General features: G+C 63.1%; 24 protein-coding genes. 10 read left to right on the top strand and 14 right to left on the bottom strand.

Annotated elements, in window-relative coordinates:
- Nucleotides 1-130: 130 nt before the first annotated feature.
- The 8 genes from ACR42D_RS09200 (at nt 131) to secF (ending at nt 8,493) form a co-directional block, all read left to right on the top strand.
- The gene (locus ACR42D_RS09200) at nt 131-1,660 is read left to right on the top strand and encodes a glutamate synthase-related protein (protein WP_484566515.1); all 1,530 of its coding nucleotides are present in this window, start codon (nt 131-133) and stop codon (nt 1,658-1,660) included.
- Between the two features lie 12 nt (nt 1,661-1,672).
- A complete protein-coding gene (locus tag ACR42D_RS09195; protein ID WP_484566514.1) occupies nt 1,673-2,119 on the top strand; it encodes a 4Fe-4S dicluster domain-containing protein in 447 nt (148 codons plus the stop codon).
- 9 nt (nt 2,120-2,128) lie between these two features.
- On the top strand, nt 2,129-3,415 hold the full coding sequence (locus tag ACR42D_RS09190) for an NAD(P)/FAD-dependent oxidoreductase (protein WP_484566513.1): 1,287 nt from the start codon (nt 2,129-2,131) through the stop codon (nt 3,413-3,415).
- Between the two features lie 11 nt (nt 3,416-3,426).
- Nucleotides 3,427-4,524, top strand: coding sequence for a class II glutamine amidotransferase (locus tag ACR42D_RS09185; RefSeq protein ID WP_484566512.1), 1,098 nt, complete (start codon nt 3,427-3,429; stop codon nt 4,522-4,524).
- Nucleotides 4,525-5,286 carry a GltB/FmdC/FwdC-like GXGXG domain-containing protein gene (locus ACR42D_RS09180; protein ID WP_484566511.1) on the top strand — a complete coding sequence of 254 codons (762 nt, stop codon included), beginning with the start codon at nt 4,525-4,527 and terminating at the stop codon, nt 5,284-5,286. It begins immediately after the preceding gene.
- Between the two features lie 41 nt (nt 5,287-5,327).
- Nucleotides 5,328-5,693 (top strand): preprotein translocase subunit YajC, encoded by a 366-nt coding sequence (gene yajC, locus ACR42D_RS09175; protein WP_484566510.1) that lies wholly within the window; start codon nt 5,328-5,330, stop codon nt 5,691-5,693.
- A gap of 129 nt (nt 5,694-5,822) precedes the next feature.
- On the top strand, nt 5,823-7,418 hold the full coding sequence (gene secD / locus ACR42D_RS09170; RefSeq protein ID WP_484566509.1) for a protein translocase subunit SecD: 1,596 nt from the start codon (nt 5,823-5,825) through the stop codon (nt 7,416-7,418).
- A gap of 10 nt (nt 7,419-7,428) precedes the next feature.
- Nucleotides 7,429-8,493 carry a protein translocase subunit SecF gene (secF, locus tag ACR42D_RS09165; protein ID WP_484566508.1) on the top strand — a complete coding sequence of 355 codons (1,065 nt, stop codon included), beginning with the start codon at nt 7,429-7,431 and terminating at the stop codon, nt 8,491-8,493.
- Nucleotides 8,494-8,802: 309 nt separating this feature from the next.
- Here the strand turns inward: secF and ACR42D_RS09160 are convergent, their stop codons facing one another.
- The 6 genes from ACR42D_RS09160 to ACR42D_RS09135 form a co-directional block, all read right to left on the bottom strand.
- Complete coding sequence (locus tag ACR42D_RS09160) at nt 8,803-9,468, bottom strand: adenylate kinase (RefSeq protein ID WP_484566507.1); 666 nt, start codon at nt 9,466-9,468, stop codon at nt 8,803-8,805.
- A gap of 95 nt (nt 9,469-9,563) precedes the next feature.
- Nucleotides 9,564-10,574 (bottom strand): tRNA lysidine(34) synthetase TilS, encoded by a 1,011-nt coding sequence (tilS, locus tag ACR42D_RS09155; protein ID WP_484566506.1) that lies wholly within the window; start codon nt 10,572-10,574, stop codon nt 9,564-9,566.
- A gap of 1 nt (nt 10,575) precedes the next feature.
- Nucleotides 10,576-10,923, bottom strand: a complete 348-nt coding sequence (locus tag ACR42D_RS09150; protein ID WP_484566505.1) for a hypothetical protein — start codon at nt 10,921-10,923, stop codon at nt 10,576-10,578.
- The gene (hemA, locus tag ACR42D_RS09145; protein ID WP_484566504.1) at nt 10,923-12,293 is read right to left on the bottom strand and encodes a glutamyl-tRNA reductase; all 1,371 of its coding nucleotides are present in this window, start codon (nt 12,291-12,293) and stop codon (nt 10,923-10,925) included. The genes ACR42D_RS09150 and hemA overlap by 1 nt, the downstream gene beginning before the upstream one ends.
- Complete coding sequence (locus tag ACR42D_RS09140; RefSeq protein WP_484566503.1) at nt 12,290-13,102, bottom strand: cytochrome C assembly family protein; 813 nt, start codon at nt 13,100-13,102, stop codon at nt 12,290-12,292. The genes hemA and ACR42D_RS09140 overlap by 4 nt, the downstream gene beginning before the upstream one ends.
- On the bottom strand, nt 13,089-13,766 hold the full coding sequence (locus ACR42D_RS09135) for a precorrin-2 dehydrogenase/sirohydrochlorin ferrochelatase family protein (RefSeq protein ID WP_484566502.1): 678 nt from the start codon (nt 13,764-13,766) through the stop codon (nt 13,089-13,091). The genes ACR42D_RS09140 and ACR42D_RS09135 overlap by 14 nt, the downstream gene beginning before the upstream one ends.
- A gap of 103 nt (nt 13,767-13,869) precedes the next feature.
- Here ACR42D_RS09135 and ACR42D_RS09130 point away from each other — a divergent pair, with 103 nt between their 5' ends.
- Together ACR42D_RS09130 and ACR42D_RS09125 are read left to right on the top strand one after the other, a co-directional pair.
- Nucleotides 13,870-15,120, top strand: a complete 1,251-nt coding sequence (locus ACR42D_RS09130; RefSeq protein WP_484566501.1) for a glycosyltransferase family 9 protein — start codon at nt 13,870-13,872, stop codon at nt 15,118-15,120.
- A gap of 4 nt (nt 15,121-15,124) precedes the next feature.
- On the top strand, nt 15,125-16,396 hold the full coding sequence (locus tag ACR42D_RS09125) for a CgeB family protein (protein ID WP_484566500.1): 1,272 nt from the start codon (nt 15,125-15,127) through the stop codon (nt 16,394-16,396).
- 69 nt (nt 16,397-16,465) lie between these two features.
- Here ACR42D_RS09125 and ACR42D_RS09120 read toward each other — a convergent pair whose 3' ends face one another.
- The 8 genes from ACR42D_RS09120 to ACR42D_RS09085 form a co-directional block, all read right to left on the bottom strand.
- Nucleotides 16,466-17,689, bottom strand: coding sequence for a replication-associated recombination protein A (locus tag ACR42D_RS09120; protein WP_484566499.1), 1,224 nt, complete (start codon nt 17,687-17,689; stop codon nt 16,466-16,468).
- The gene (locus ACR42D_RS09115; RefSeq protein ID WP_484566498.1) at nt 17,686-18,426 is read right to left on the bottom strand and encodes an RsmE family RNA methyltransferase; all 741 of its coding nucleotides are present in this window, start codon (nt 18,424-18,426) and stop codon (nt 17,686-17,688) included. The genes ACR42D_RS09120 and ACR42D_RS09115 overlap by 4 nt, the downstream gene beginning before the upstream one ends.
- A 47-nt stretch (nt 18,427-18,473) precedes the next feature.
- Nucleotides 18,474-19,712, bottom strand: coding sequence for a diaminopimelate decarboxylase (gene lysA, locus ACR42D_RS09110; protein ID WP_484566497.1), 1,239 nt, complete (start codon nt 19,710-19,712; stop codon nt 18,474-18,476).
- Between the two features lie 95 nt (nt 19,713-19,807).
- The gene (locus ACR42D_RS09105) at nt 19,808-20,254 is read right to left on the bottom strand and encodes a hypothetical protein (protein WP_484566496.1); all 447 of its coding nucleotides are present in this window, start codon (nt 20,252-20,254) and stop codon (nt 19,808-19,810) included.
- Between the two features lie 3 nt (nt 20,255-20,257).
- Nucleotides 20,258-22,864: a DNA mismatch repair protein MutS gene (mutS, locus tag ACR42D_RS09100; RefSeq protein WP_484566495.1), complete on the bottom strand. Its 2,607-nt coding sequence runs from the start codon at nt 22,862-22,864 to the stop codon at nt 20,258-20,260.
- Between the two features lie 45 nt (nt 22,865-22,909).
- Nucleotides 22,910-24,055, bottom strand: a complete 1,146-nt coding sequence (locus ACR42D_RS09095) for a tetratricopeptide repeat protein (protein WP_484566494.1) — start codon at nt 24,053-24,055, stop codon at nt 22,910-22,912.
- Between the two features lie 8 nt (nt 24,056-24,063).
- Entirely contained in the window at nt 24,064-24,426 is a 363-nt protein-coding gene (locus ACR42D_RS09090) for a LapA family protein (RefSeq protein ID WP_484566493.1), read from the bottom strand.
- 10 nt (nt 24,427-24,436) lie between these two features.
- Nucleotides 24,437-24,925, bottom strand: a complete 489-nt coding sequence (locus ACR42D_RS09085) for an HIT family protein (RefSeq protein ID WP_484566492.1) — start codon at nt 24,923-24,925, stop codon at nt 24,437-24,439.
- Nucleotides 24,926-25,015: the final 90 nt, after the last annotated feature.

Here is a 25,015-nt window from a genome sequence, read left to right as displayed (position 1 = left end):
TGATGTGTTTTGGTGACACCCCTTTGCTGTTCGGTATTATTGCCCGAATTGTGAAAGTCGCGGAGGCCCGCTCCGATCATCTTGCCCGCAAGATGACTTTTTTGGCAACTAACGAGAGAGGTTACCTGTCTTGCTTTTTCAGCCCATCAACAAGAATTACCATGAGTTCTGTATCGAACGGGACCCGGAGCTGTGCATCAACTGCAAGGTCTGCGTCCGCCAGTGTTCGTACGAGGCTCACTATTGGGATGAAGCCCGGCAAAAGGTCATGCACGACAACACCAAGTGCATCGGCTGCCACCGTTGCGAGGCCCTTTGCCCGACCGCGGCCCTGAACATCGTCAAGAAGCGCTCGGACTTCCGGACGAACAGCCTGTGGCGCCCGGTGTTCCTGCAGAACATTTACAAGCAGGCCGACACCGGCGGGGTGCTGCTGGCGGGCATGGGGTCCCCGGTGGACATCCCGGTCTACTGGGACCGCATGCTGCTCGACGCCAGCCAGGTGACCAACCCGTCCATCGATCCGCTGCGCGAACCCATGGAGCTGAAGACCTTCCTGGGCGCCAAGCCGCGCAAGCTGGAACTCAAGACGGACCAGAAGACCGGCAAGACATCGCTCAAGACCAAGCTCACCCCGCAGCTCACCCTGGACGTGCCGATCATGTTCGCGGCCATGAGCTTCGGGGCCATCAATTTCAATCTGCACCGGGCCATGGCCCGCGCGGCCACCGAATGCGGGACCTATTACAACACCGGCGAGGGCGGCCTGCACAAGTCCTTATATAAATACGGCGAGCACACCATCGTGCAGGTGGCATCGGGCCGCTTCGGCGTGCACCGCGACTACCTGCGGGCGGGTGCGGGCATCGAGATCAAGGTGGGGCAGGGCGCCAAGCCCGGCATCGGCGGGCACCTGCCCGGCGAGAAGATCAACGACAAGGTGTCCGAGACCCGCATGGTCCCCATCGGCTCCGACGCCATCTCCCCGGCCCCGCACCACGACATCTACTCCATCGAGGACCTGCTCCAGCTGATCTACGCCCTGAAGGAGGCCTCGGAATACAAGGCCCCCGTCTCGGTCAAGATCGCGGCCGTGCACAACGTGGCCGCCATCGCCTCGGGCATCGCCCGCGCGGGCGCGGACATCATCACCGTGGACGGCATGCGCGGCGGCACGGGCGCGGCCCCGGCCATGATCCGCGACAACGTGGGCATCCCCATCGAGTTGGCCCTGGCCCAGGTGGACCAGCGGCTGCGCGACGAGGGCATCCGCAACAACGTGTCCATCGTGGCTGCCGGCGGCATCCGCTGCTCCGGAGATGTGATCAAGGCCATCGCGCTGGGCGCGGACGCCGTGTACATCGGCACGGCCACGCTGATCGCGGTGGGCTGCACCATCTGCGGCCGTTGCTACACCGGCAAGTGCCCGTGGGGCATCGCCACCAACGATCCGAAGCTGTCCAAGCGCCAGAACCCGGACATCGCGGCCAAGAAGCTCTCCAACCTGATCCACGCCTGGGGCCACGAGATCGAGGAGATGCTCGGCGGCATGGGCCTGAACTCCATCGAATCCCTGCGCGGCAACCGCGACAAGCTCAGGGGCATCGGCCTTTCCGACACCGAACTCGACATCCTCGGCATCAAGCATGCCGGTCGCTAAACGGAGGACATCATGAAGAGAGTCTATCCGGACAAGGAATACTGCATCGGCTGCCACCTCTGCGAAGTGGCCTGCATCACCGCCCACTCCAAGTCCAAGGACGCGATCATCGCCTTCCGGGAGGAGCAGGGCAAGGACGGGCTGACCGCCTGCAAGAAGGTCTTCGAGAAGGGCGACATCTGCGTGGCCATCTCCTGCCGTCACTGCGACGAGCCGTCCTGCGTGGCCGCCTGCATCTCCGGCGGTCTGCACAAGGACCCGGAGACGGGCCGCACGGTTTACGACCGCGAGAAATGCGTGGGCTGCTGGTCCTGCCTGATGGCCTGCCCGTACGGGGCCATAAAGCGGCATCCGAACGAGAACAAGATCGTCAAGTGCGACCTGTGCGAGGGGCGCGAGGAAGGCCCGGCCTGCGTGGCCGCCTGCCCGAACCAGGCCCTGAAATACGAGGAGAGGTAGGGAGCGACCATGAAATACGTCATCATCGGCAACGGCATCGCCTCCATCGGCGCCATCGAGGGCATCCGCAAGGTCGATACCGAAAACGAGATCCTGGTCATCGGGGCCGAAGACGCCCCGGCCTACGGCCGTCCGCTCATCTCCTACCTGCTGGCGGGCAAGATCGGCCCGGACCGGCTGGCCCTGCGGCCCCGGGAGTTCTACGAAAAGAGCAACGTCTCCCTGATGCTCGGCACCAAGGTCACCGGCATCGACGCCAAGGCCAGAACCGTGACCACGGACAAGGGCGAGAGCGTCGAGTTCGAGAACCTGCTCATCGCCACCGGCGGCATCCCGTTCACCCCGCCCATTCCGGGCTCCGACGGGGCGGACGTGTACAATTTCACCAACCTGGCCCACGCCCACACGCTCATCTCCAAGGCCAAGGAAATAAAGAGGGCGGTGGTCATCGGCGGCGGACTCATCGGCCTCAAGGCCGGCGAATCCCTGTTCGACCGGGGCGTGGACGTGACCATCCTGGAACTTTCGCCGCGCATCCTGAGCCTGGCCTTTGACGAAAACGCGGCCGCCCTGGCCGGCACCCGCCTGGCCGAGGTCGGCCTGAACGTGCGCTGCGGGGTGTCCGCCAAGGAGATCCAGCGCGACCACGACGGCAACCTCAAGGGCGTGCACCTGACCGACGGCGACTTTCTGCAGTGCGACGTGGTGGTCATCGCCATCGGCGTGGTCCCCAACTACAACCTGGCCAAGGAGGCCGGGATCGCGGTGGACCGGGGCATCAAGGTGGACGACCACATGCGCACCAGCGCGCCGGACGTGTTCGCGGCGGGCGACGTGGCCCAGGCCAAGGACCTGCTGTTCGGCGACGACCGGGTCATCCCCATCTGGACCAACGCCTACAATCAGGGCTTCTGCGCGGGCAAGAACATGACCGGCGAGGACGTTCCCTTCACCGGCTCCCTGTCCATGAACTCCATTTCCTTCTACGGGCTGCCGACCATCTCAGTGGGTACGGTCAACCCGCCCGAGGGCGACGAGACCTACGACATTGCCGTGTACCTGGACGAGAAGAAGAAAAGCTACCGCAAGCTCGTCTTCCACAACGACCGGCTGGTCGGTTACGTGCTGGTGGGCGACATCGACATGGCGGGCATGTACACCGCCTTCGTCAAGTTCCAGATGGCCGTTCCCGAGGACGCCAAGAAACAGATCCTGGCCGGTGCGCCCGACGTGCTCATGTGGCCGGACGAGTTCTTCAAGGAAACCTGGAACCCCGGCGTCGTCGAACCCGACTAAAGGACAATGCCATGAAAGCACCTGAAAGATATTATGATTTCCAGAAGGATATCTCCGGCTGCGGGATATTCGGCGTGATCAACAAGAAGCGGGGCCTGATTCCGGGGGACATGCCCATCCAGGCCATGACCTGCATGCACGACCGGGGCAACGGCCTGGGCGGCGGCTTCGCTGCCTACGGCATCTACCCCGAGCACGCCGAGAAGTACTGCTTCCACATGATGTGCGACGACGACGCGGCCATCAAGGGCTCGGAAGAGATGCTCAAGCAATACTTCGACCTGCACTTCTACGAGCCCATCCCCACCCGCCGGACCCTGGCCATTCCCAATCCGCCCAAGTTCAACCGCTACTTTGTGACCGTGCCCGAAAAACCGGCCAACGAGTTCCGTGAACTGCCGGAAGAGGACTACGTGGTGGCCGTGGTCATGAAGCTGAACACCACTGTGGGCGGGGCCTTCGTGGTCTCCTCGGGCAAGAACATGGGCGCCTTCAAGGGCGTGGGTTTCCCCGAGGACATCGCCGATTTCTTCCGCCTGGAGGAGTACAAGGCGTACATCTGGACCGGCCACAACCGGTTCCCGACCAATACTCCGGGCTGGTGGGGCGGGGCGCACCCGTTCACCATCCTGAACTGGTCCATCGTGCACAACGGCGAGATATCCTCCTACGGCATCAACCGCCGCTACCTGTGCGAACACGACTACCTCTGCACCATGATGACCGACACCGAGGTCGTGGCCTACGAGCTGGACATGCTCATCCGCAAGCACGGCCTGTCCTGGGAGATGGCCGCCAAGGTCTTCGCCCCGCCTTTCTGGGACGAGATCGAGCGCATGGACGAGGACGACAAGCAGCTCTACACCGCCTTGCGCGCCACCTACGGACCGGCCATGCTCAACGGCCCGTTCGCCATCCTGGTGACGGACAACACCCGGCTCATGGGCCTCAACGACCGCATCAAGCTGCGGCCCCTCCTGGTGGCCGAAAAGGACGACATGGTCTTCATGTCGAGCGAGGAGTCGGCCGTGCGCGACGTCTGTCCCGAACTGGACCGCGTCTGGATGCCCAAGGCGGGCGAACCCGTCATCGTGGACCTGGAGGATTAGATGACAGCCAAGAGAAAGCAGAAGACCCTGTGGGCAGGGCGGACGTACTACAAGCAGTTCAACGAGGAAATCCGCGCCCTGGTCGCGGACGGCGTGACCGATTTCATCATCAAGGAGTGCAACGGCCAGCGCTATCTGGCCACCGCGCTCGACGGCGACCTGAACTTCGATATCTACGGCGTCCCCGGACAGGACCTGGGCGCGTTCATGCGCGGCCCCAAGGTGCGCGTGCACAACAACGCCCAGGACGGCGTGGGCAACACCATGGACAACGGCCGGATCATCATCGAGGGTCTGGCCGGCGACGTCATCGGCTACGCCATGCGCGGCGGCGAGATCTTCATCAAGGGCGACGTGGGCTATCGCGTCGGCATCCACATGAAGGCGTACCTGGAGCACCAGCCCAAGATCGTGGTCGGCGGCAAGGCCGGAGACTTCCTCGGCGAGTATATGGCCGGTGGAATTATTTTGCTCTTGGGTATGTTTTCTGATAAGCCTGATGCGCCCATTGCGGGACGGAGTCTCGGAACGGGCATGCACGGCGGCGTGATCTACGTCCGCGGTTCCGTTCCCGAAGACCAGCTCGGTCCCGGGCTGACGGCCACCCCCGTGGACTCCGACGACCTCGAGGTCATCGAAGGGTTGGTCAACGAATACGCCAAGGAATTGAAGCTGGACAGCAAGGCAATTTTAAGCGAGAACTTCGTGAAAATTCGTCCGTTTTCGCACAGGCCGTACGGTAACCTATACGTCCCTTGCTAAACGGCGGGGAAGATACACCACTAACTCTTTTGGAGGAACCTATGTTCTTCGATTCTGTAGCCTACGCCCTGGGCGCACCTGTTGGCGGCGGGGGCGGCGAGGCGGGCGGCCTCGGCGGCATCCTGGGCGGCCCGCTGCCCATGCTGATCCTGATGTTCGCCATCTTCTACTTCCTGCTCATCCGCCCCCAGCAGAAAAAGCAGAAGGCCCACAAGGCCATGCTGGATGACCTGCGCAAGGGCGACAAGGTCTGGACCAACGGCGGCATCCTCGGAACCATCACCGACATCGATGGCGACAACCTAACCATCGAGATCGCCAAGGGCGTCGACGTCGTCATCAAGCGCGGTTTCGTTGCCGACAAGAACGGCGGCGCCGCTCCCGCGACGGACAAAAAGAAGAAGTAGGTTCTTGCACCCGTACCTGAGACTTCCGTGCGGATCGGACCACACGCATAACGTGGCCCGGTCCGCGCTTGCGTTTGTCGGCGGAACCCTCAGGAAGGCAGCAACCAGTTTGTATTACAGGGAGATTTCATGCAAAGTTTGCGTTTGAGAGCCATCCTCGCTCTCTTGATCGTATTCGTGGGGCTGGCCTTCATGCTCCCGTCCCTGCCCGGGGTCAAGGACTCCGCCCTCGGCAAGATTCTGCCGGGCAACGGGATCAACCTCGGCCTCGACCTCAAGGGCGGCATCCACCTGACCCTCGGCGTGGACATGAAAACGGCCATGGACAACAACCTGGCCCGCCTCGGCGACGACCTCAAGGCGTCCGCCCGCGAGCAGGAAGTCTACGTCCTGCGCCCGACCGTCCTGAATGAAACCGAAATCGAAGTCACGCTCATCAAGGCCGAACAGAAGGACGCCTTCGAGAGCGTGATCAAGGATTATACGCCGTTCGCCATCGAACAGAGCACACCGCTCGACGGCGACAAGGTCAAGTATGTCCTGTCCGTTCCGGCCAAGTATCGCGCCGAGATCGAAAAGCTGACCATGGATCAGGCCATCAAGACCATGCGCAACAGGATCGACCAGTTCGGCGTGGCCGAGCCGGACATCCGCAAGGAGCAGGGCAACCGCATCCAGGTCCAGCTGCCCGGCCTGAAGGACCCCGAGCGGGCCATCAACATCATCGGGCAGACCGCGCACCTCGAATTCAAGATGGTCGACGACGCGGCCGATGTGAAAAAGGCGCAGCAGGGCATCCTGGCCCCGGGCCGCGAGCTCTCCGAGCTCCTGCACCGCCAGCCCAACGGCAGCTACACCAAGTCGCCCATCGTCCTCAAGAAGGACGCTGTCCTGACCGGTGAGTACGTGTCCGACGCCCAGGTCCGCCTGGATCAGTGGAACAACGCCTACGTCTCGCTGACCTTCAACGCGCGCGGCGCCAAGATCTTCACCGACCTGACCACGGACAACGTCAACAAGCGCATGGCCATCGTCCTAGACGGCGAGGTTTATTCCGCGCCGGTCATCCGCGAGCGCATCTCCGGCGGCAAGGCCTCCATCACCGGCAACTTCACCCGTGAAGAGGCCCGCGACCTGGCGGTCGTGCTCCGCGCCGGCTCCCTGCCCGCGCCCGTGACCATCCTCGAACAGCGCGCCGTGGGCCCGTCCCTGGGCCAGGAATCCATCAACAACGGCATCTTGTCCGCCATGGTGGGCATGGCCGCGGTCCTCGCCTTCATGGTCATCTACTACGGTTTCGGCGGCGTGGTCGCGGACATCGTGCTCGTCCTGAACATCATGCTCATCATGGGCGGCCTGGCCGCGTTCGGCGCGACCCTGACCCTGCCGGGCATCGCGGGTATCATCCTGACCATCGGTATGGCGGTGGACGCCAACGTCATCATCTACGAACGCATCCGCGAGGAACTCCGGCGCGGCCTGTCCTCCAGGCAGGCGGTGGAAGAGGGATACGGCAGGGCCACCCTGACCATCCTCGACGCCAACGTGACCACGGTCATCGCGGCCATCATCCTGTACCAGTTCGGTACGGGCCCGATCCGCGGTTTTGCCGTCACGCTGACGCTCGGCATCATCACCTCCATGTTCACGGCCATCTTCGTGTCGCGCATCCTGTTCGATATGTACCTGAAACACCGCGCCGACAACGCGAAGCTGAGCATCTAGGGGAACGATAATGGGACTTCAAATAATCAAACCCGATACCAATCTCGACTTCATCGGCATCAGGAAGATCGCCTTCATCATCTCGGCGGTCCTCATCCTGGCCGGTCTCGGCTCCCTGGCTCTCAAGGGCGGCCCCAAGTACGGCATCGACTTCGCGGGCGGCATGATCGTCCAGGTGAAGATCGACAAGGCCATCGGCGTGGGCGACGTCAAGGACGCGGTCGATGAACTCAAGCTGCCCGGCCTGGTCGTTCAGACCCTCGGCCTGGAAGGCGACCACGAGTACCTGATCCGCACCTCCTCCTCGAGCATCACGTCCGAAGAGGTCCGGACCAAGATCAACCAGGCCCTGACCGACAACCTCAAGGCGGGCTTCGAGATCCAACGCCTCGAAATGGTCGGCCCCAAGGTCGGCGCGGACCTCCGTTCCCAGGCCCTTGAGGCCCTGTTCTACGCGGTCCTGCTCATCGCCGTGTACATCTCCGGCCGGTTCGAGCAGCGCTGGACCGCGGCCGCGGTCATGGCGGCGGCCCTGGCCGGCGGCGTCTACGGCATAGGCCTGCTCGGCCTGGACATGGCCTGGCTCATCCTGGCCGCCCTGGTCATCACCCTGGGCCTGTGCTGGTACCTCAAGCTGAACTACGCCCTGGGCGCGGTGGTGGCCCTGATACACGACGTGATGATCACGGTCGGCCTGTTCTCCATCATGAACAAGGAGTTCGACCTGACCATCATCGCGGCGCTGCTGACCATCGTCGGTTACTCGCTCAACGATACCATCATCGTATTCGACCGCATCCGCGAGAACACGCTCGCCAAGCAGGGCAAGCTGTCCTTCGGCAAGATCATCAACCTGTCGGTGAACCAGACCCTGTCGCGCACCATCCTGACCTCGGGCACCACGCTCCTGGTCGTGCTCTGCCTGTACGTCATGGGCGGCTCGGTCATCCACGACTTCGCCCTGGCGCTGCTCATCGGCATCACCGTGGGTACGTACTCCTCCATCTTCGTGGCCAGCCCCATCCTCTACGGATTCGGCCCCAGCGAAGTCCGGGAGACGGAAGCCGAAGCCTAACCGGCTCGTCATATGCTATAAAAAAAGGGAGCGGCCAAAGGCCGCTCCCTTTTTTGCGCCTCGTCGGCGGGCGTCTCCGACGGCTTAAGAACCTTTTGGAAAAGGTTCTTAAGAATCTCCAAAACTTATTGTGGCCGCTTCGCGGGGTAGGGCGTTGGTACTGGTTTATTATCACAGAAGCACACTCTGTCTTCACGCACCACACGCGCGAACGCGCATACAGAAAGTGAAGGGAAAGAGGGGGGCGGGGGCAACAAAAAAGCCCCTCCAGCAAGCTGAAGGGGCTTTTTATAGGCGATCAATCAGCGGCTAGTCGAGCTGGCTGATGAGGTATTCCTTGATCTCGTTGATGGACTTTTCGCCGTCGAGTTCGATGTACTTGAAGTCGGCATCCTTGAGATTCTTGAAGTAGTTGCAGGCGGCCATGGTGCCGGTCTCTTCATCGTAGTAGATGTTGTGGCGGACGTCGATGGCGCCTTCGTCCTGGTCGTCCTGGCGGGCGGTCAGGGCGCCACCGCAGACGCGGCACTTGTCGCCGTCGGGGGCGATGGCCGGGATGCCGACGTTGTTGGGGTGGTTCGGGTTGTTTTCACACAGACGACGGCCCATGATACGGCCTTTGGCGATCTCGCGGGGCAGCTTGATCTCGATGACGTAGTCCAGCTTCACGCCGTCCTTCTGCAGGGCTTCCCAGAGCTTTTCGCCCTGAACCAGGGAGCGGGGGAAACCGTCCAGGAGCCAGCCGCTCTTGGAGTTGGAGAGCACGTCCAGGACCATGGGAATGGTGATATCATCAGGAACCAGTTCGCCCTTGTTGATGTACTCCTTGGCCTTCATGCCCAGTTCGGTGCCGCCGCCGATGTGCTTGCGGAAGATGGCGCCGGACTCGATGTGGTCCAGTTTGTACTTATCCTTGGCGATGTCGCCCTGGGTGCCTTTACCGGAGCCGTTGGGGCCGAAAATCAGAATATTCATAATTCCTCCTGATGATAAAAAAGCGAAATGCCGACTGGCCATTCCGACACATTGTGCAAAAGATCACATGCTCTTATACCGGGCCAGCCCGGAAGTCAATGCTTGGAGGAGAAAACCACGCCCGACGCGGTGATTGTGGCGGTCTTGTCGCCGGGAAACTGGAAGACCGCGGTATTGCGTTTTTCCCGCCAGGCCTCGTCCAGCTTGAACAAAGTGTCGGCTAATGCCTGGCCCGGTCCGAGACGGTCCAGACACGCCTTGTACAGGTGTAGCCGTTCGGCCTTGTGCAGGGATTTAAGGCGGGCATTATCCAGATTTTCACAAGCCCCTGATTCGAGGCCGCCCCAGAAATCCTGTTCCACACGGCCGATGCGCCACAGCCGGGCCACGGACTGCCAGAAGGCCGGGTTCTCCTTCTCGATGAGCGGCAGAATCTCGTTGCGTACGCGGTTGCGGGTCACGGACGAGTCGGCGTTGGTCGCGTCCTCGCGCCAACCGACGCCCACATGGGTGACGAACGCCCTGAGCGTGGACTTGGGGATGAGCAACAGGGGGCGGATCAGGGCGCGCTCGGGGTCAAAGCCGGGCATGCCGGAGAGGCCAGGCCAGCCCGTACCCCGGATAAGACGCATGAGCACGTCCTCGCTCAGGTCGTCCAGCTGGTGGCCCAGGGCCACATAGTCGTAGCCGTCCGATTCGCGCAGCTCGGCGTAGAGCCGGTAACGCGCCTCGCGCCCGGCCTCTTCGAGCCCCACGCCGCGTTCCTCGGCCAGCAGGGCTACGTCGCGCGACTCGACCGAGCAGCCGATACCGAGGCTCTCGCACAAGGAGCGGGCGAATTGGGCGTCCCCGGCGGATTCCGGGCGCAGTTGATGGTCGAGATGGACCGCGCCGACCGTGAAGCCGACGCGCTTGGAAAGATAGTGCAGGACCAGGAGCAGGGCGGTGGAGTCCACCCCGCCGGACAGGCCGACCAGGACGCGGCGTCCTTCCAGGTCGACGGCGAGTTCCTCTTCGACGAAACGGCCCACGTACAGGCAGAAATGCGCCCACTTGGGCAGGAGGTCCTGCAGGGTCTGCGGGATGTCGGCGGGCGCGCTGGTCATGCTACACGGAGACTTCCAGCTCCTCGATGAACTGGTCGAGGTATTCGATCATGTGCTTGCGCTGGGCCGAGTCGGCGTAGGACACGCAGGAACAGCGGATCTTGTTCCGGGCGCGGACGAGCAGCTCCAGGCGGAGGCTGTTCTGGTCCGGGGATTCCACGGCCTCCAGGGCCATGAAGTAGGGGCCGCATTCGCCCAGATGCGCCTTCTGTTCGCCCTGAAGCAGGCCTTCGGGCAGGGGCAGATAGTAGATGCCGTCGATGGAGCCGCGCAGACCGAGTTCATCAAAGGCTTTGGTGACGGTCTGGTAGTCCTTGTCGCTCAGGTCTTCTACGAGATAGGTGCGCATTATTGTTCCTTTTTCGAAATTTCGATGTACTGCTCGATGTCTTCCGGGGCACAGGACGCCGACTTGCGGTCCAGGTGGGCGTTGTCCGGCACGGACTCGTCGTCCAGGTTGAACATGCGCCGGGCCAGGTCGATGAACCGCTCGGCCGAACCCTCTTCCTGGGTGCGGCGCTTCAGGAAACAGATGGGTTCGTGCAGGGACTTGTGGGCGATGGACAGGACCAGCCGCTCCAGGGCGTTGCGGGTCGTGTCGTCCACCGGGCCGATCTTCTTGAGCGTCTTGGCCAGCTCGCGCATGGCCACTTCCTCTGAATTGCCGACCAGATCCACGATGGTGGGCTGGATGTTCAGCGAGTTGAGCCAGTTGCCGAATGTCTCGGTCTCGAGATCCACCACGGCGCGGGCCTTGCCCGCCTCTTCCTGGCGCTGGGCCATGTTCTCGTCCACCACTTCCTTGAGGTCGTCGATGTCGTAGAGGTAGACGTTGTCCAGGGTATTGACGTCCGGGTCGATGTCGCGCGGCACCGCGATGTCGATGAAGAACATGGGCTTGTTCTTGCGCTTGCGCAGCACGGCCTTGACGTCCTTGGCCTTGATCACGGACACCGGGGAGCCGGTGGAGGAGATGACGATGTCCACCTCGTGCAGCCGGTCCGGCATGGTCTCGATCTGGATGGGCTCGCCGCCCAGGGTCGCGGCCAGGGTTTTGGCCCGGGACAGGGTACGGTTGGCGATGATGATCTCCCTGACCCCGTTGCGCAGCAGGTGCATGGCGGCCAGTTCGGCCATCTCGCCCGCGCCGACCAGCATGGCTTTGGTGGGCTTGAGATCGCCGAAGATCTTGCGCGCCAGCTCCACGGCGGCATAACTGATGGACACCGCGCTGGAGGCGATGGCCGTCTCGGTGCGGATGCGCTTGGCCACGGAAAAGGACTTGTGCAGCAGCCGATTGACGATGGTCTTGGCCGTTCCCTTGTCCACGGCGGACCGGTAGGCGTCCTTGAGCTGGCCGAGGATCTGCGGCTCGCCCATGACCATGGAGTCCAGCGACGAGGCCACGGTGAAGATGTGCCTGACCGCCTCCAGGTCCGAGTACTGGTAGATGTTCTCCAGCAGCAATTCGGCCGATCCGTTGCATATCCCGGCCCAGTACTGGATCACGGCGTCCATGGCCTCGGCCACCGGCCCCTTCCTGACCACGGCCACGATCTCCACCCGGTTGCAGGTGGACAGGGCCATACATTCCTGCACGGGACAGTGGGCCATGAGGCCCTGTTCGAAATTCTCGACGTCGGTCAGGGCGAATTTCTCGCGCACTTCCACGCCCGCTGTGCGATGGTTGAGGCCTAAGAGGATTATCTGCTTGTTCATGGTGCCGCCCTGAAGGTGATGGCGTGGTGAATGAGAGAGACGCACATCCCGGCAAAGACCCAGATGGCCAGGATGGCCGGCTTGCGTCCGCGCCAGCCGAGCACCACGCGCTGATGGAAGAGAAATGCGTAGAGGAACCAGACCGCCAGGGAGCCGATCTTCATGATATCCCAGGCAAAGGGCTTGAACGGGGCGATCAGATACCAGCTGAAGGTGGAGAAAATGCCCAGGGTGTAGAGCGGAAACCCGATCAGCACGGCCCAGCGGTTGACGGTGTCGAACTTGTCCAGCGAGGGGACCGCGTTCCCCATGGCCGACAGCCCTTCCTTGGTCTTGAGTTTGTGGTTGTAATAGAGAAAGGCCACGCCCGCGCCAAAGGCCATCATCAACGCGCCGAGGGTGAGCACCAGGGAGCCGATGTGCAGTCCGAAGAACAGGGCGGTCAGCCTGGGCGGCCAGACCACCCGGATGCCGCCCAGGGCCAGGGAGGCGATGAACAGCAGCAGGGCGAACGGCAGGGCGGTGATGGCCAGGTATTCGAGGCGCAGTCGCCACCAGAGGAAGAAATACAGGGCCAGCGCACACCAGCCGATGATGTTGAAATAGAAATTGCCGCCGCTCAAGGCGGCCGGATCACGGCTCAGGGTCAGCGCCAGGTCCACGGTATTGAAGGAAAAGCCGAGGACGGCCAGCCAGATGGCGATGCGCTTGAGCCTGTCGTTCTCCGTGAACAGGGAGGTCAGGAACAGCACTGTGCCGAGCGCGTAGAGCGCGATGATCACGATATGGAGCGATTCAAACAAGCCCATCAAGCAACTCCGGGATGTTGTCGTGCAACGGGTCGGGCAACGATTCTTTAAGAATTTCCGTGGCCGCGTCAAGGTCGTGACCCTTCATGGCGTCGAGCAGTGTGGAATTGACCAGGGAGCGGAAGACCGCCGTGTTGTCGGCCGTGGTCAGCCCCAGAGAGAGCATGAGCGGCCGGATGCGGCCCATGGCGGTCAGCAGGTTGGCGTACTCGTCGCCAAAACTCTCCTGCAATTCCTTACGGATGCGCTTGGCCATGGCCGGGCTGCGGCCCGCAGTGGAAATGGCCACCGTCAAATCCCCGCGCTTCACCGTCGCAGGGACGATGAAGCTGCACTTCTCGGGCTGGTCCACGATGTTGCACAGAATGCCCCTGTCGCGGCACAGATTGCTGATGCGCCAGTTGACCTCCTCGGAGGAGGTGCAGGCGATAACCAGGAACTTGCCGTCCAGGTCCGCGTCCGCGAACTCGCGGCAATGGAAATCCACGTTGGGCAGGGCCGTGACCGAATCGAACTCCGATCCCGGCTCGCGGGTGTCGATGATGGTCACGTGACCAGCCCCGGAATCGATCAGGGACTGGATCTTGCGCTTGCCGACCTCGCCCGCGCCGACCACCAGGCAGCCCTTGTTTTCCAGGTTCACGAAGATGGGGTAATATCGCATGCGTCTTGATAACCAATGCGCGCTATCATGTAAAATGGGAAATTGCCCGGTTCTTGCAAGAATCACAGGAATTAGGCTAGTGTTTTGACGCGCGCGATACAACATGAAGAATTACCTCGTCATACAACTCGCCCGGTTCGGTGACCTGATCCAGACCAAGCGTCTGCTTGCGACCCTTGCGGCACGCCCCGAGGCCACGGTCCACCTGTGCCTGGACGCTTCCCTGGCTCCCCTGGCCCGGCTGGTCTATCCCGGCGCCGTCCTGCACCCGATCACGGCCCACGCCACAGGATTGAGCGACGGCGAGGCCTCGCTCAGGATGCTCCTGGACAACCGCCGGGTGTTCGCCGAGCTGGCGGCCACGGACTTCGAGACCGTCTACAACCTCAATTTCTCGGGCCTGAACTTCCGCCTAGCCGCCCTGTTCGATCCGCAAAAGGTGGAAGGGTACGCCTGGCATAACGGCCAGGAGATCACCGGCCGGTGGCCCGCCATGGCCATGCGCTGGTCCGGCTTCCGCCGGTTGGGCATGAACCTGGTGGATTTCTGGGGCGCGTACTGTCCGGACATGCTGCCCGCCCCCATGGTCAACCCCGAGGCCACGCCCAAGGGCGGCGGCATCGGCGTGGTCCTGGCCGGGCGCGAGTCCCGCCGCTCCCTGCCCGCGCCGCTGCTCGCGCAGATCACGGCCGCCATGGCCGGTTCGCGCAAGACCGGGCGCATCGTCCTCCTGGGCGGAAAGGCGGAACGCGCGGCAGGGCAGGCCGTGACCAAGGATCTGCCCGCGAACCTGCAATCCGTGACCGGGAATCTGGCCGGGAAGACGGACTGGAGCCAGCTCGTGGACATCGTCGGCGGGCTGGACCTGCTGATCACCCCGGACACCGGGACCATGCATCTGGCCGCCCACCTGGGCACGCCGGTGGCCGCCTTTTTCCTGTCCTCTGCCTGGTGCTTCGAGACCGGCCCGTATGGGCTCGGGCATACGGTCTACCAGGGGGTGACCGACTGTCTGCCGTGCCTGGAGAGCGCGCCTTGCCGGGAAAACGTCAGATGCCTGAACGGGTTCGCGGCCCCCGGATTCCGCCGCTTCCTGGTCACGGGTAAGGCCGAACACGCGCCGGACGGGATTCTGGCCCTGCATTCCGGGTTCGACGGACTGGGCCAAACCTACGCCCCCTTTGCCGGAACCGACGCGGACGCGCCCAGGCGGGCCGTGCTGCGCGATTTTCTTCTCCACCACCTGACCGGGGCGGAGCCGCGCTTCGACCGGCTGGAACACGCCTTCGCCCAGCAGCTCTACCGGGAAAAGGACTGGATGACAGCTGAAAAGCCCGCAGGGGCACAGGAATAACCTTATGGAAACGTTGCGTATTCTCGTCGTTCTGCCGCTCTACGGCGGCTCCCTGCCCATCGGCCGGTACGTGGCCTCGGCCTTGAAGCAGGAAGGGCACCTGGCCGAGGTCTTCGAGGCCCCGGATTTCTACCCGGCCTACACCGCCATGAACGACCTCAAGGTGACAACGGACCGTTTGGATTACTTGCAGAATTCCTTCCTGAACGTGGTCAGCCAGGCCGTACTGGCCAAGGTCGAGACCTTCGAGCCGGACCTGGTTCTGGCCATGGCCCAGGCCCCGCTCAACCCGCAGGCCCTGAAACGGCTTCGGCGAGACGGGGTGGCCACGGCCATGTGGTTCGTGGAAGACCACGACCTGTTCACCTACTGGAAGTCCTTTGCGCCCCTGTACGACGTCTTTGCCGTGATCCAGAAAGGCAAGTTCTTCGAAGATCTTGCGGCCATAGGCCAGGAAAACGCCCTGTACCTGCCCCTGGCCGCCCAGCCGGATTTCCACCGACCTATGGAGCTGGGCCCGGTGGAGCGCCGCAAGTTCGGCTCCGAGGTCTCGTTCATGGGCGCGGGCTACCCCAACCGGCGCAAGGCGTTTCACGAACTGATCAATTTCGACTTCAAGGTCTGGGGCACGGAGTGGGATGGCGACCACGTGCTCGAACCGCTGCTCCAACTCAAGGGCGCGCGCGTAACCCCCGAGGAATGCGTGAAGATCTTCAACGCCACCGCCATCAACCTGAACCTCCATTCGTCCATCCAGGCCGACGAGCTGGTCACCTTCGGCGACTTCGTCAACCCGCGCACTTTCGAGTTGGCCGCCTGCGGCGCGTTCCAGCTGGTGGACAAACGCACCCTCATGGACGAGGCGTTCGCTGAAGACGAGTTGGCGACCTTCTCGTCCATTGAAGAGCTCATCGATAAAATTGAATATTTTTCCTCACGACCCGAAGAGTGCCAGGCCTATGCCGAGCGGGCGCGGACGCGGGCCCTCAAGGACCATACCTATGCGCAGCGCATGCGCACCCTGCTCGAATTCACGGCCGAGCGGATTCCGGATTGGCCCAAACAGCGGGCCGGATCCCCGGTCTTCGGCCAGGACTTTCCGCCCGAATTGCAGGCGGACATCCGCGCGCTCCTGGCCCGGCTGGGACTGCCCGAGGACGTGGCCTTCGAAGACCTGGTCTGGGCGGTCCGCCAGCAGCAGGGCAGGCTGGACGACCTGGATACGGCCATCCTCTTCCTGGACGAGTGGCGGAAACTGTACAAAAAACAGTCCTGAAAAAGTTTAAAGCGGTTCATGAAGAAAAAGCCTGGTTGAGTTTTCAACCAGGCTTTTTCATTGTGGAAATTATCGCTGCTTTTTGAACTGTCGCAGCCATGCCCCGAGTCTGGGCTCCTCGCCCTGATCCTTGGGGTGGTAGAACTTGCGGCCCAGTAGTTCGCTCGGCAGGTAGTCCTGGTCCGCCCATCCCTTGGGGAAGTTGTGCGGGTAGAGGTAGCCGCGCCCGTAGCCCCATTCCCGCTGCAGGGAGCTGGTGGCGTTGCGCAGGTGCAGGGGTACGGCCAGGGGCCCGTTCTCCCGGACCTCTTTCTGGGCGGTACGGTAGGCGGCGTAGGTGGAATTGCTCTTGGGAGCCAGGGCCAGATACACGGCGGTCTGGGCCATGGGGATGAGCCCTTCGGGCATGCCGATGGCTTCCACCGCCTGGTGGCATGCCACGGCCTGGTTCAAGGCGAACGGGTCGCCCAGTCCCACGTCCTCGGTGGCCGAGATGATCAGCCGCCGGGTGACGAACCGCGGGTCCTCGCCGCTCTCCAAAAGACAGGCCAGGTAATACAGGGCGGCGTCCGGGTCCGAGCCACGGATGGACTTGATCATGGCCGAGACCAGTTCGTAGTGCGAGTCGCCGTCACGGTCGCCCCGGACCACGATCTCGGGCAGGGACTCCCGCAGACACTCGGGGCAGCGCCTTTCCTTGGGCAATTCCGCCGTATATTCAAGCAAATTCAGCAAGGTGCGCGCATCGCCACCGGCCATGGCCGCGAGCATCTTGTGGCTCTCCTCCTCGAGTTCCACGCCCAGTTCCTGGGCCCCACGGTGGGACACGCCCATCAGCTCCTCGCGGCTGAGCTGGCGCAGGCGCAGGACGTGCAGCCGGGAGAGCAGCTGCCTGGTGACGCTGAAAGAGGGGTTCTCGGTGGTGGTGGCCAGCAAGGTGATCTCGCCACTCTCCAGGATGGGAAGAAAGAAGTCCTGCTGGGCCTTGGAGAAACGGTGCAACTCGTCGAGGATAAGAATTTCCTGTCCGGGCAGCATCTTGCGCAAGGCGGTCAGCCCTGCCTCGGGCGCGCTGACCCGCAGGTATTTCTTGCCCGTCAGCTGGGCCAGGAGCAGGGCCAGGGTGGACTTGCCGCATCCGGGCGGGCCGAAGAGCAGGAGGCTGGGCATGCGCTTGGACTGGGCAAAGGCGTCGATCCGGTTGCGGATGTGGCTCTGGCCCACAAAATCGTCCATGGTTGCCGGACGAATCCTGTCGGCAAGTGGTTGGCTTTCTTCTATTTCCAGCTTCATGACTTATCCTGTGCGCCGAACATGGCGAGGCTCAAGCAATACACGGCGGCGGTCTCCCAGCGCAGGATCGAGGATCCGAGCGTCACCGGGCCGAATCCGGCCTTGATCAGCTTGTCCGCCTCGGACGGGTCGAAGCCGCCTTCCGGTCCGATTACTACAAGAGTGCGCCCTTTGGAAAGCATGCCGGGCGACAGGGGCGTGGTGGCCTCCTCGGCCTCCCAGGCCAGGTAGCAATGGTCGAAATCCCCGGCCATGGACAGGAGCCCGTCCACGCCGCCGGACACGGTATCGAGTTCGGGCAGCCGCACGGCCCCGCACTGCTTGGCCGACTGGACGAACTTCTCGTTCCATGTCGCCTTGGGATCGTCGGGCAGCCCGCCCTGGCTGCGTGCGGCCTGCCAGAAGATCACGCCATTACCCTGGAGTTCAACGACTTTTTCCAGAAGATAGTCACGCCGTTTGGACTTGCCCCAGCCGATGGCCAGGGTCAGGCCGCCCTTGGGAGCAGGGTGCTCGGCCAGTTCCACGGCCTCGAGATCGGCCCGGTTTTTGGCGATGTCGCGCACCGTGAACAGCCCGTCGCGGCCTTGGCCGTCGAAGAGCCGGACCGTCTGCGACTTTTCGGTGCGCAGGATGGTGCCCATGTGCCGGGCCTCGGGCCCGCTCAGACGGACCATATCGCCCGCGCGGGCGGGCCACTGGTCCGGGGGCAGAAAAAAGGTGTTCAGTCGCGGCATGGTCGGATCCGAAAAAAAGGCCGGGGGCGAACCCCCGGCCGATTGAGCTAGAGTTCGTTCATTATGAGGTCATCATACGTCTCTCGTCTGCGGGCGACAATGACCTTGTCGCCGTCCACGATGAGCTCGCAGGCGCGCGGCCTGGAGTTGTAGTTGGACGACATGGTGAAGCCGTAGGCCCCGGCCGAGTAGCAGACCAGACACTCGCCCTGTTCCACCGCAGGCAGCTCGCGGTCGCGGGCCAGGAAGTCGCCGGACTCGCAGATGGGGCCGACCACGTCATAGACCTTGGGATCGCGGCCCTTTTGCTCCACCTCCTCGATGCGGTGGTAGGAGCCGTACAGGCTGGGGCGGATCAGGTCGTTCATGGCCGCGTCCACGATCAGGAAATTCTTGGTCGGGTTGGACTTGGTGTAGACCACCTCGGTGACCAGGATGCCCGCGTTGCCCGCGATGACCCGGCCCGGTTCCAGGATGACCTTGAGCTGCAGCCCCTTGAGCTTGTCGCTGAGCGCCTTGCCGAACTCGGCGGGGTGGGGCGGCTCCTCCTCGTTGTAGGGGATGCCCAGGCCGCCGCCCAGGTCGAGGTACTTGATCTCGATGCCGAGATCCTTGAGCCGGGCGTGGAAGGCCAGCAGCTTGTCCAGGGCCTCCAGGAACGGGTCCAGGGAGGTCAGCTGGGAGCCGATGTGGCAGTCCATGCCCACGGGCTCGATGTTTTCGAGCTCGGCGGCCCGCTTGTAGGCCTCCATGGACAGGTCGATGTCCAGGCCGAACTTGTTCTTCTGCATGCCGGTGGAGATGTACGGATGGGTCTGCGGGTCCACGTCCGGGTTGATGCGGAAGCTGACGCGCGCGGTGGTGTTCATTTCCCCGGCCACCTGGTTGATCCGCTCCAGTTCGGCCAGGGATTCCACGTTGAACATGAGAATGCGGGCCTCCAGGGCGTCTCGGATCTCGGAGTCGCGTTTGCCCACGCCGGAATAGACGATACGGCTGGCGTCCACCCCGGCCTGCAGGGCGCGATAGAGCTCGCCGCCGGACACGATGTCCATGCCAGCGCCTTCCCGGGCCAGCATCTTGAGCACGGACAGGTTGGAGTTGGCCTTGACCGAGAAGCAGGTCAGGTGGTCCAGTTCGTCAAAGGCGGAATCAAAGGCCTTGAAATGGCGCTTGAAGGTCGCTGCGGAGTAGATATAGAGCGGGGTGCCGTACTGCTTGGCCAGATCCGTGACGCTCACCTCTTCGGCAAACAGCACGCCGTCCCGATGTTCGAAATGATGCATATGATTCGATCTCCTGATAAAGATGTATGGGGATCAATACGCCTTATGAAACGATATCATCCAATACTTTTGTAATATAAAACGGAACGCCCGGCTCACGGCTCGGCCATGTACACGTCGGTGTACTGCATGGCCATGGTCGGGATCTCGCTCTTGCCGGACACCCGGAACCGGTATTCCACGCCGGGCTCGAGCCCGCAGATACTCAGCCTCAGGACATTGCCCTGCAGATCGAATCCTTCCTGTTCGCGGGTGAAATGCTTCGCCTCGCGAGGCACGAACGGGCAGCCGATGCAGCCCTGGCCCTCTTCGTCGCCCACGGGTTCGTAAAGCACGCTGGCGCGCCACAGACGTTCCACCGCGCCGGACACGGCCACCTGCAGGACCAGGCAGTCGTCGATGCGTTCGCCGTCCATGAGCTTCAGGGTGAACCGGTCCTCGCTCTTGGAGGCCTCGGGCCACTGCTTGCGGCCCAGGGCGCACCCAGCCAGCACGGCCAAGGCGAAGAGGAGCAGGGTGGTGACGGCTACGGATTTACGCATGGGTCAGTCCTTGATCATGTCTTTCCACTGATTGAGCAGCATCAGCGCCTGGATGGGGGTCATGCCGTCCACGTCCAGGTCCGTGAGCTGGGTGATGATCGGGTGTTCGCACAGCTCGCGGTCCACCTTGATGGGCGGCGCGCCAAAGCCGGGCAGCAGGGTCTGTGACGCCCGGTCCACGGCCCCGCCAGCCTGGCTATCCTGCGATTTTTCTTCGAGTTCCGCAAGGATTTCCCGGGCGCGCTCGACCACGGGCCGGGGCACCCCGGCCAGCTTGGCCACTTCGATGCCGTAGCTGCGGTCGGCCGGGCCGGGCACAAGCCTGCGTAAAAACACGATATCCCCTTTCCACTCCTTGACCGCGATGTTCAGATTGCGCAGCCCCTCGATCTTGCCTTCCAGGCTGGTCAGTTCGTGGTAGTGGGTGGCGAAAAGGGTGCGCACCGAGCCGCCCGCCCGGGTGGACAGTTCCTCGACCACGGCCCAGGCCAGGGACAGGCCGTCGTAGGTGCTGGTGCCGCGCCCGATCTCGTCCAGAATGACCAGGCTCCGTTTGGTGGCCTGCCGGAGGATGCGCGCGGTCTCGGTCATCTCGACCATGAAGGTGGAGTGGCCCTGGGCCAGATTGTCCGAGGCCCCCACGCGGGAAAAGACGCGGTCCGCCAGCCCGATGCGCGCGCTGGTGGCCGGAACGAAGGAGCCGATCTGGGCCATGATGGTCATGATCGCCACCTGGCGCAGCACTGTGGACTTACCGGCCATGTTCGGGCCGGTGATGAGCAGGATGCGGCGGCTCTCGTCCATGCGCAGGTCGCCGGGGATGTAATTGGACGCGCCCATGGCCGCCTCGACCACCGGATGGCGTCCCTGTTCGATCTCGATGTCGAGCCCCTCGTGCAGGGCGGGGCGGGTCCACTCGTTGACCCGGGCGGCCTCGGCCAGCCCCTGCCAGTAGTCCAGGGAGGCGACCACGTCGGCCATGAACAGGAACCGGGCGCGGGCCTTGGCCAGGCACTCGCGCAGCTCCTGGAAGAGTTTGTATTCCAGGCTCTTGCGCTCTTCGGATGCGGAGATGATCCGATCCTCCATCTCCTTGAGCTCCGGGGTGATGTAGCGCTCGCTGTTGACCAGGGTCTGGCGGCGGATGAAGTGTTCCGGGACCTGGCCCTTGTAGGCCTTGGAGACCTCGAAATAGTAGCCGAAAACCTTGTTGAAGCCGAGCTTCAGCTTGGGGATGTCGTTCTTGGCCAACTCTGCCTGGTGCAGCGCCTTGAGCCGGTCCTCGCCGTGCTCGTTGAGCTCGATGAGTTCGTCGAGCACCGGGTCGTACCCCTTGCGGAACAGGCCGCCGTCCGTGATCACGGGCGGGGGGCTGTCCACCAGAGCCGCGTCGAGCAGGGAGCACAGGTCGTCCATGGCGTCCCACTTGCCCGCTATGCGCTTGAGTTCCGGGGCCGCCTCCAGGTTCTCCCCGCTAAGCAGGGTGTGGAGCAGGGGAAGCTGGGACAGGCTGCGGCGCAGGGCGATGAAATCTTTGGGATTGGCCCGGCCCAGGAAGATGCGGGTGGAGAGCCGCTCCAGGTCGTAGACCGAGTCCAGGCCGTGGCGGATGTCGGCGCGCAACCGGTCGCGCTCGAACAGAAATGCCACGCACTCCTGGGTCTTCTCGATGGGCGCGAGGTTGCGCCACGGCTGGCGCAGACGGGCCTCCAGCAGGCGGCCTCCCATGGGCGTCATGGTCCGGTCCATGACCTGCCACAGGGTGCCGAGCCCGGCCCTGCCGTCAAGCCGCCGGAAAATTTCGAGATTGCGCTCGGTGACTTCGTCCAGCAGGAGGTGCTTGCCGAGGTTGAGCGGCTTGAACTCGCCCAGGTGCCCGAACTCGCCCTTCTGGGTCTGGTCCAGGTAGGTGAGCAGGGCACCGCACGCCCGGACCAGCTCGTTCTTGCCCGCCAGGCCGAGGCTGTCCAGGTCGACCGCGTGCTGGGCTTCCAGGATGCGGTTGCGCGCCCCGGCCAGGTCGAAGAAGGTGCCGGGGGCCACGCCCGTGACTTGGCCCGACAGGTCGCCGAACTGGGGCGGGACCTTGACGCCCTGGGGCAGGAGCAGTTCGCTCGGGTTGATCTTGACCATCCACTGCCACAGCTCCGGCTCCTTGCGGCTGTACAGCCCGGACCACTGGCCCGTGGAGAAGTCCAGCCAGGCGATGCCGCCCGCGTCCTTGGCGCTGTCCCAGTAGAACGCGCCCAGATAGTTGTTGGCCTTGGACTTGAGGTTGGAGTCCTCGACCACGGTGCCGGGCGTGAGCACGCGGGTCACGTCGCGCTTGACCAACCCCTTGGCTTCCTTGGGATCTTCGATCTGATCGCAGATGGCGATTTTGTATCCCTTGTCGAGCAGCTGGCTCAGGTACGGCTCCACCGAGTGGTGGGGCATGCCGCACATGGGGATGGGGTTCTCATCGTTGGGATTGCGGCTGGTCAGGGCGATCTGGACCGCCCTGGACACGGTCTCCGCGTCCTCGAAAAACAGTTCGTAGAAGTCGCCCATGCGGAAGAACAGAAGGCAGCCCGGATTCTCCTCCTTGAAACGGAGGTACTGCTCGAGCATGGGAGTCAGTTTTCTTTGTGCCACGAGATCTTTGATGCGGTGTCTTTATTCGGTGATGTCGGTTCGAAAGGCAATGGAATGCCAGCTGTGGCAGCGCGGGCAGTTGAAGAATATCTGGTCGCGCTTCAGGCCGCAGTGGCGGCAGAAGAATCGCCGGACCCGACGGGCCCGGCCGAGGAAAAAGGAAAGCTGTTCCTTGAAGAAGGGCGTCAGGGTCTGGTCGACCCTGGAAAGATCGAAGAGTTCCAACCGGGCCTGCCAGAAATCGGCGTTGAGCATGAGCGCCTTTTCGAACCAGGACCGGGCGTTGTCCGTGTCCTCGACCCGCAGCAGGAGCATGGCCCCGTAGTAGAGCAGCAGGACGTCCGGCTCCTGGGTCTCGATGATGGGCACCACCACCTCGACGACCTTCTCGTCCGGACACGCCTTGGACCACTCGGTCTCCTCGCCGAAGGAGTTGACCCGGGCCTTTTCCGCCTGATCGAGGGCCAGCAGCAGTCCTTCGAACAGGACGAAGCGCAGCTCGGGGGCCAGGTGTTCCAGGGCCTGGGCCAGGACGTCGCCGATCTTGCCCGCGTTGCCCGCCTTGTAGGCCTGGGTCATCTGCTCAAGCCACGCCTCCACGGAGCCAGGATAGGCCCGGATGGCGTGGCGCAGGGCGCGGTTGCCCTGGGAGACATTGCCCTCGGTGAAACGGTCCTTGGCCAGGCGGACCAGGAAGTGGGCCTGGGGCAGGGGCAGATCGAGCTGGCCGTAGGACTCGGCGGCCTTTTCGTAGTCGCCGCGCTCGGCCGTGAGCCGGGCCATCTCCCTATGGATGGAGATGGGGTCCTGCCCCAGGGAGCGGGCCTCGTGGAAGGCCTTTTCCGCGCGGTCCAGGAACCCGGCGCGCCGGAAATCACGGCCCAGTTCGAACCAGGCGCGGGCCTTGAACTCCCGGTCCAGGCCCGGCCTGACGATAAGGCTGTTTCTGATCTGGATGGCGCGCTCGATCTCGCCCTGTGAACGGTACAGGCTGCCGAGCGCGAGGTAGATTTCAACCGCTTCGGGGTCGTTCTGGACGACCTTGCTGAGCTCCTCGATGGCCGCGCGGGTGTCCTGCACCGGCGGAGATTCGCCGCTGCCCGACAAGCGGACCCGGTCCAGGAGGGCGCTTTGCGCCTTCTTGCGGTTGAAGAGGTTCCAGCCCATGACGTTGCCTAGAGGCTGTCCTCTTCCTTGGTCTCGCTGGCGGAGGCGTAGGAGGGCTCCTCGCTGATGGGCATGTTGCGCAGGGAGTTGAGCTCCTGCTCCAGGCTGGCCATGCGGGTGCGGCATTCCTTGAGCTTGGAGGCGCCGCGGAACTTGTCCACCGCGAAATAGATCAGGGTCAGCAGCGAGCCGGCCACAAAGGCGAGCAGGATCAAAAAGCCGAAGGGCAGGGGAATGGAGTGCAGGGTGGCCACATAGGGAATATCGAGGATCAGCGTCAGTTCCTGCAGCAGGACATCGTTGTTCTGGCTGAAGAAAAAGATGGAAAAGACGAAAAGTGCTAACAGAAACAGGACCTTGATAAAACGCATGCGGTTCTCCTTAAGCGGTGATTGCATCAAACAGCGGCTTGAGGCGGCTGTAGGTTGAGGACAGGTGTTCGGGGATGACCGTGGTCTCGCCGAAGACGGCCATAAACGAAGCGTCCCCGTTCCAACGGGGAACAATCTGAAAATGCATGTGCTGGGCGATGCCGGAACCGGCCGCCTCGCCCAGATTGAGTCCCATGTTGATTCCGTGGGGGGTGAAGGCGTCTTCCAGCACCTGGACGCTCCGCCTTAACCATAACATGCAGTCGTTGGACTCTTCCAGAGTCAGGTCCGTCAGGTTGCTCACGTGACGGTAGGGGGTGACCATGAGGTGCCCGTTGTTGTACGGGAACTTGTTCATGACCACAAAGCAATGCTCGCCACGGGCGAGGATGCACCGCTCCTCGTCCTCGTCCGTGTGCTCGGGAATGCAGAAGACGCATTCCTCGGGCTTGGGTCCGAGAATATATTCAAGACGCCAGGGCGCCCACAAAACATCCATGATCCACTTCCGTTTTCGATTCACGACGGTCGCAGTCTCCCGGCCCAATGCCGGGATGGCCGCGCACACTAACCAACATCTTGATTTTCT

The organism is Pseudodesulfovibrio sp. lm2024 (genome assembly GCF_051175575.1).
GTDB lineage: Bacteria > Desulfobacterota > Desulfovibrionia > Desulfovibrionales > Desulfovibrionaceae > Pseudodesulfovibrio > Pseudodesulfovibrio caledoniensis.
This window is presented reverse-complemented; position numbering and strand designations above follow the sequence as displayed.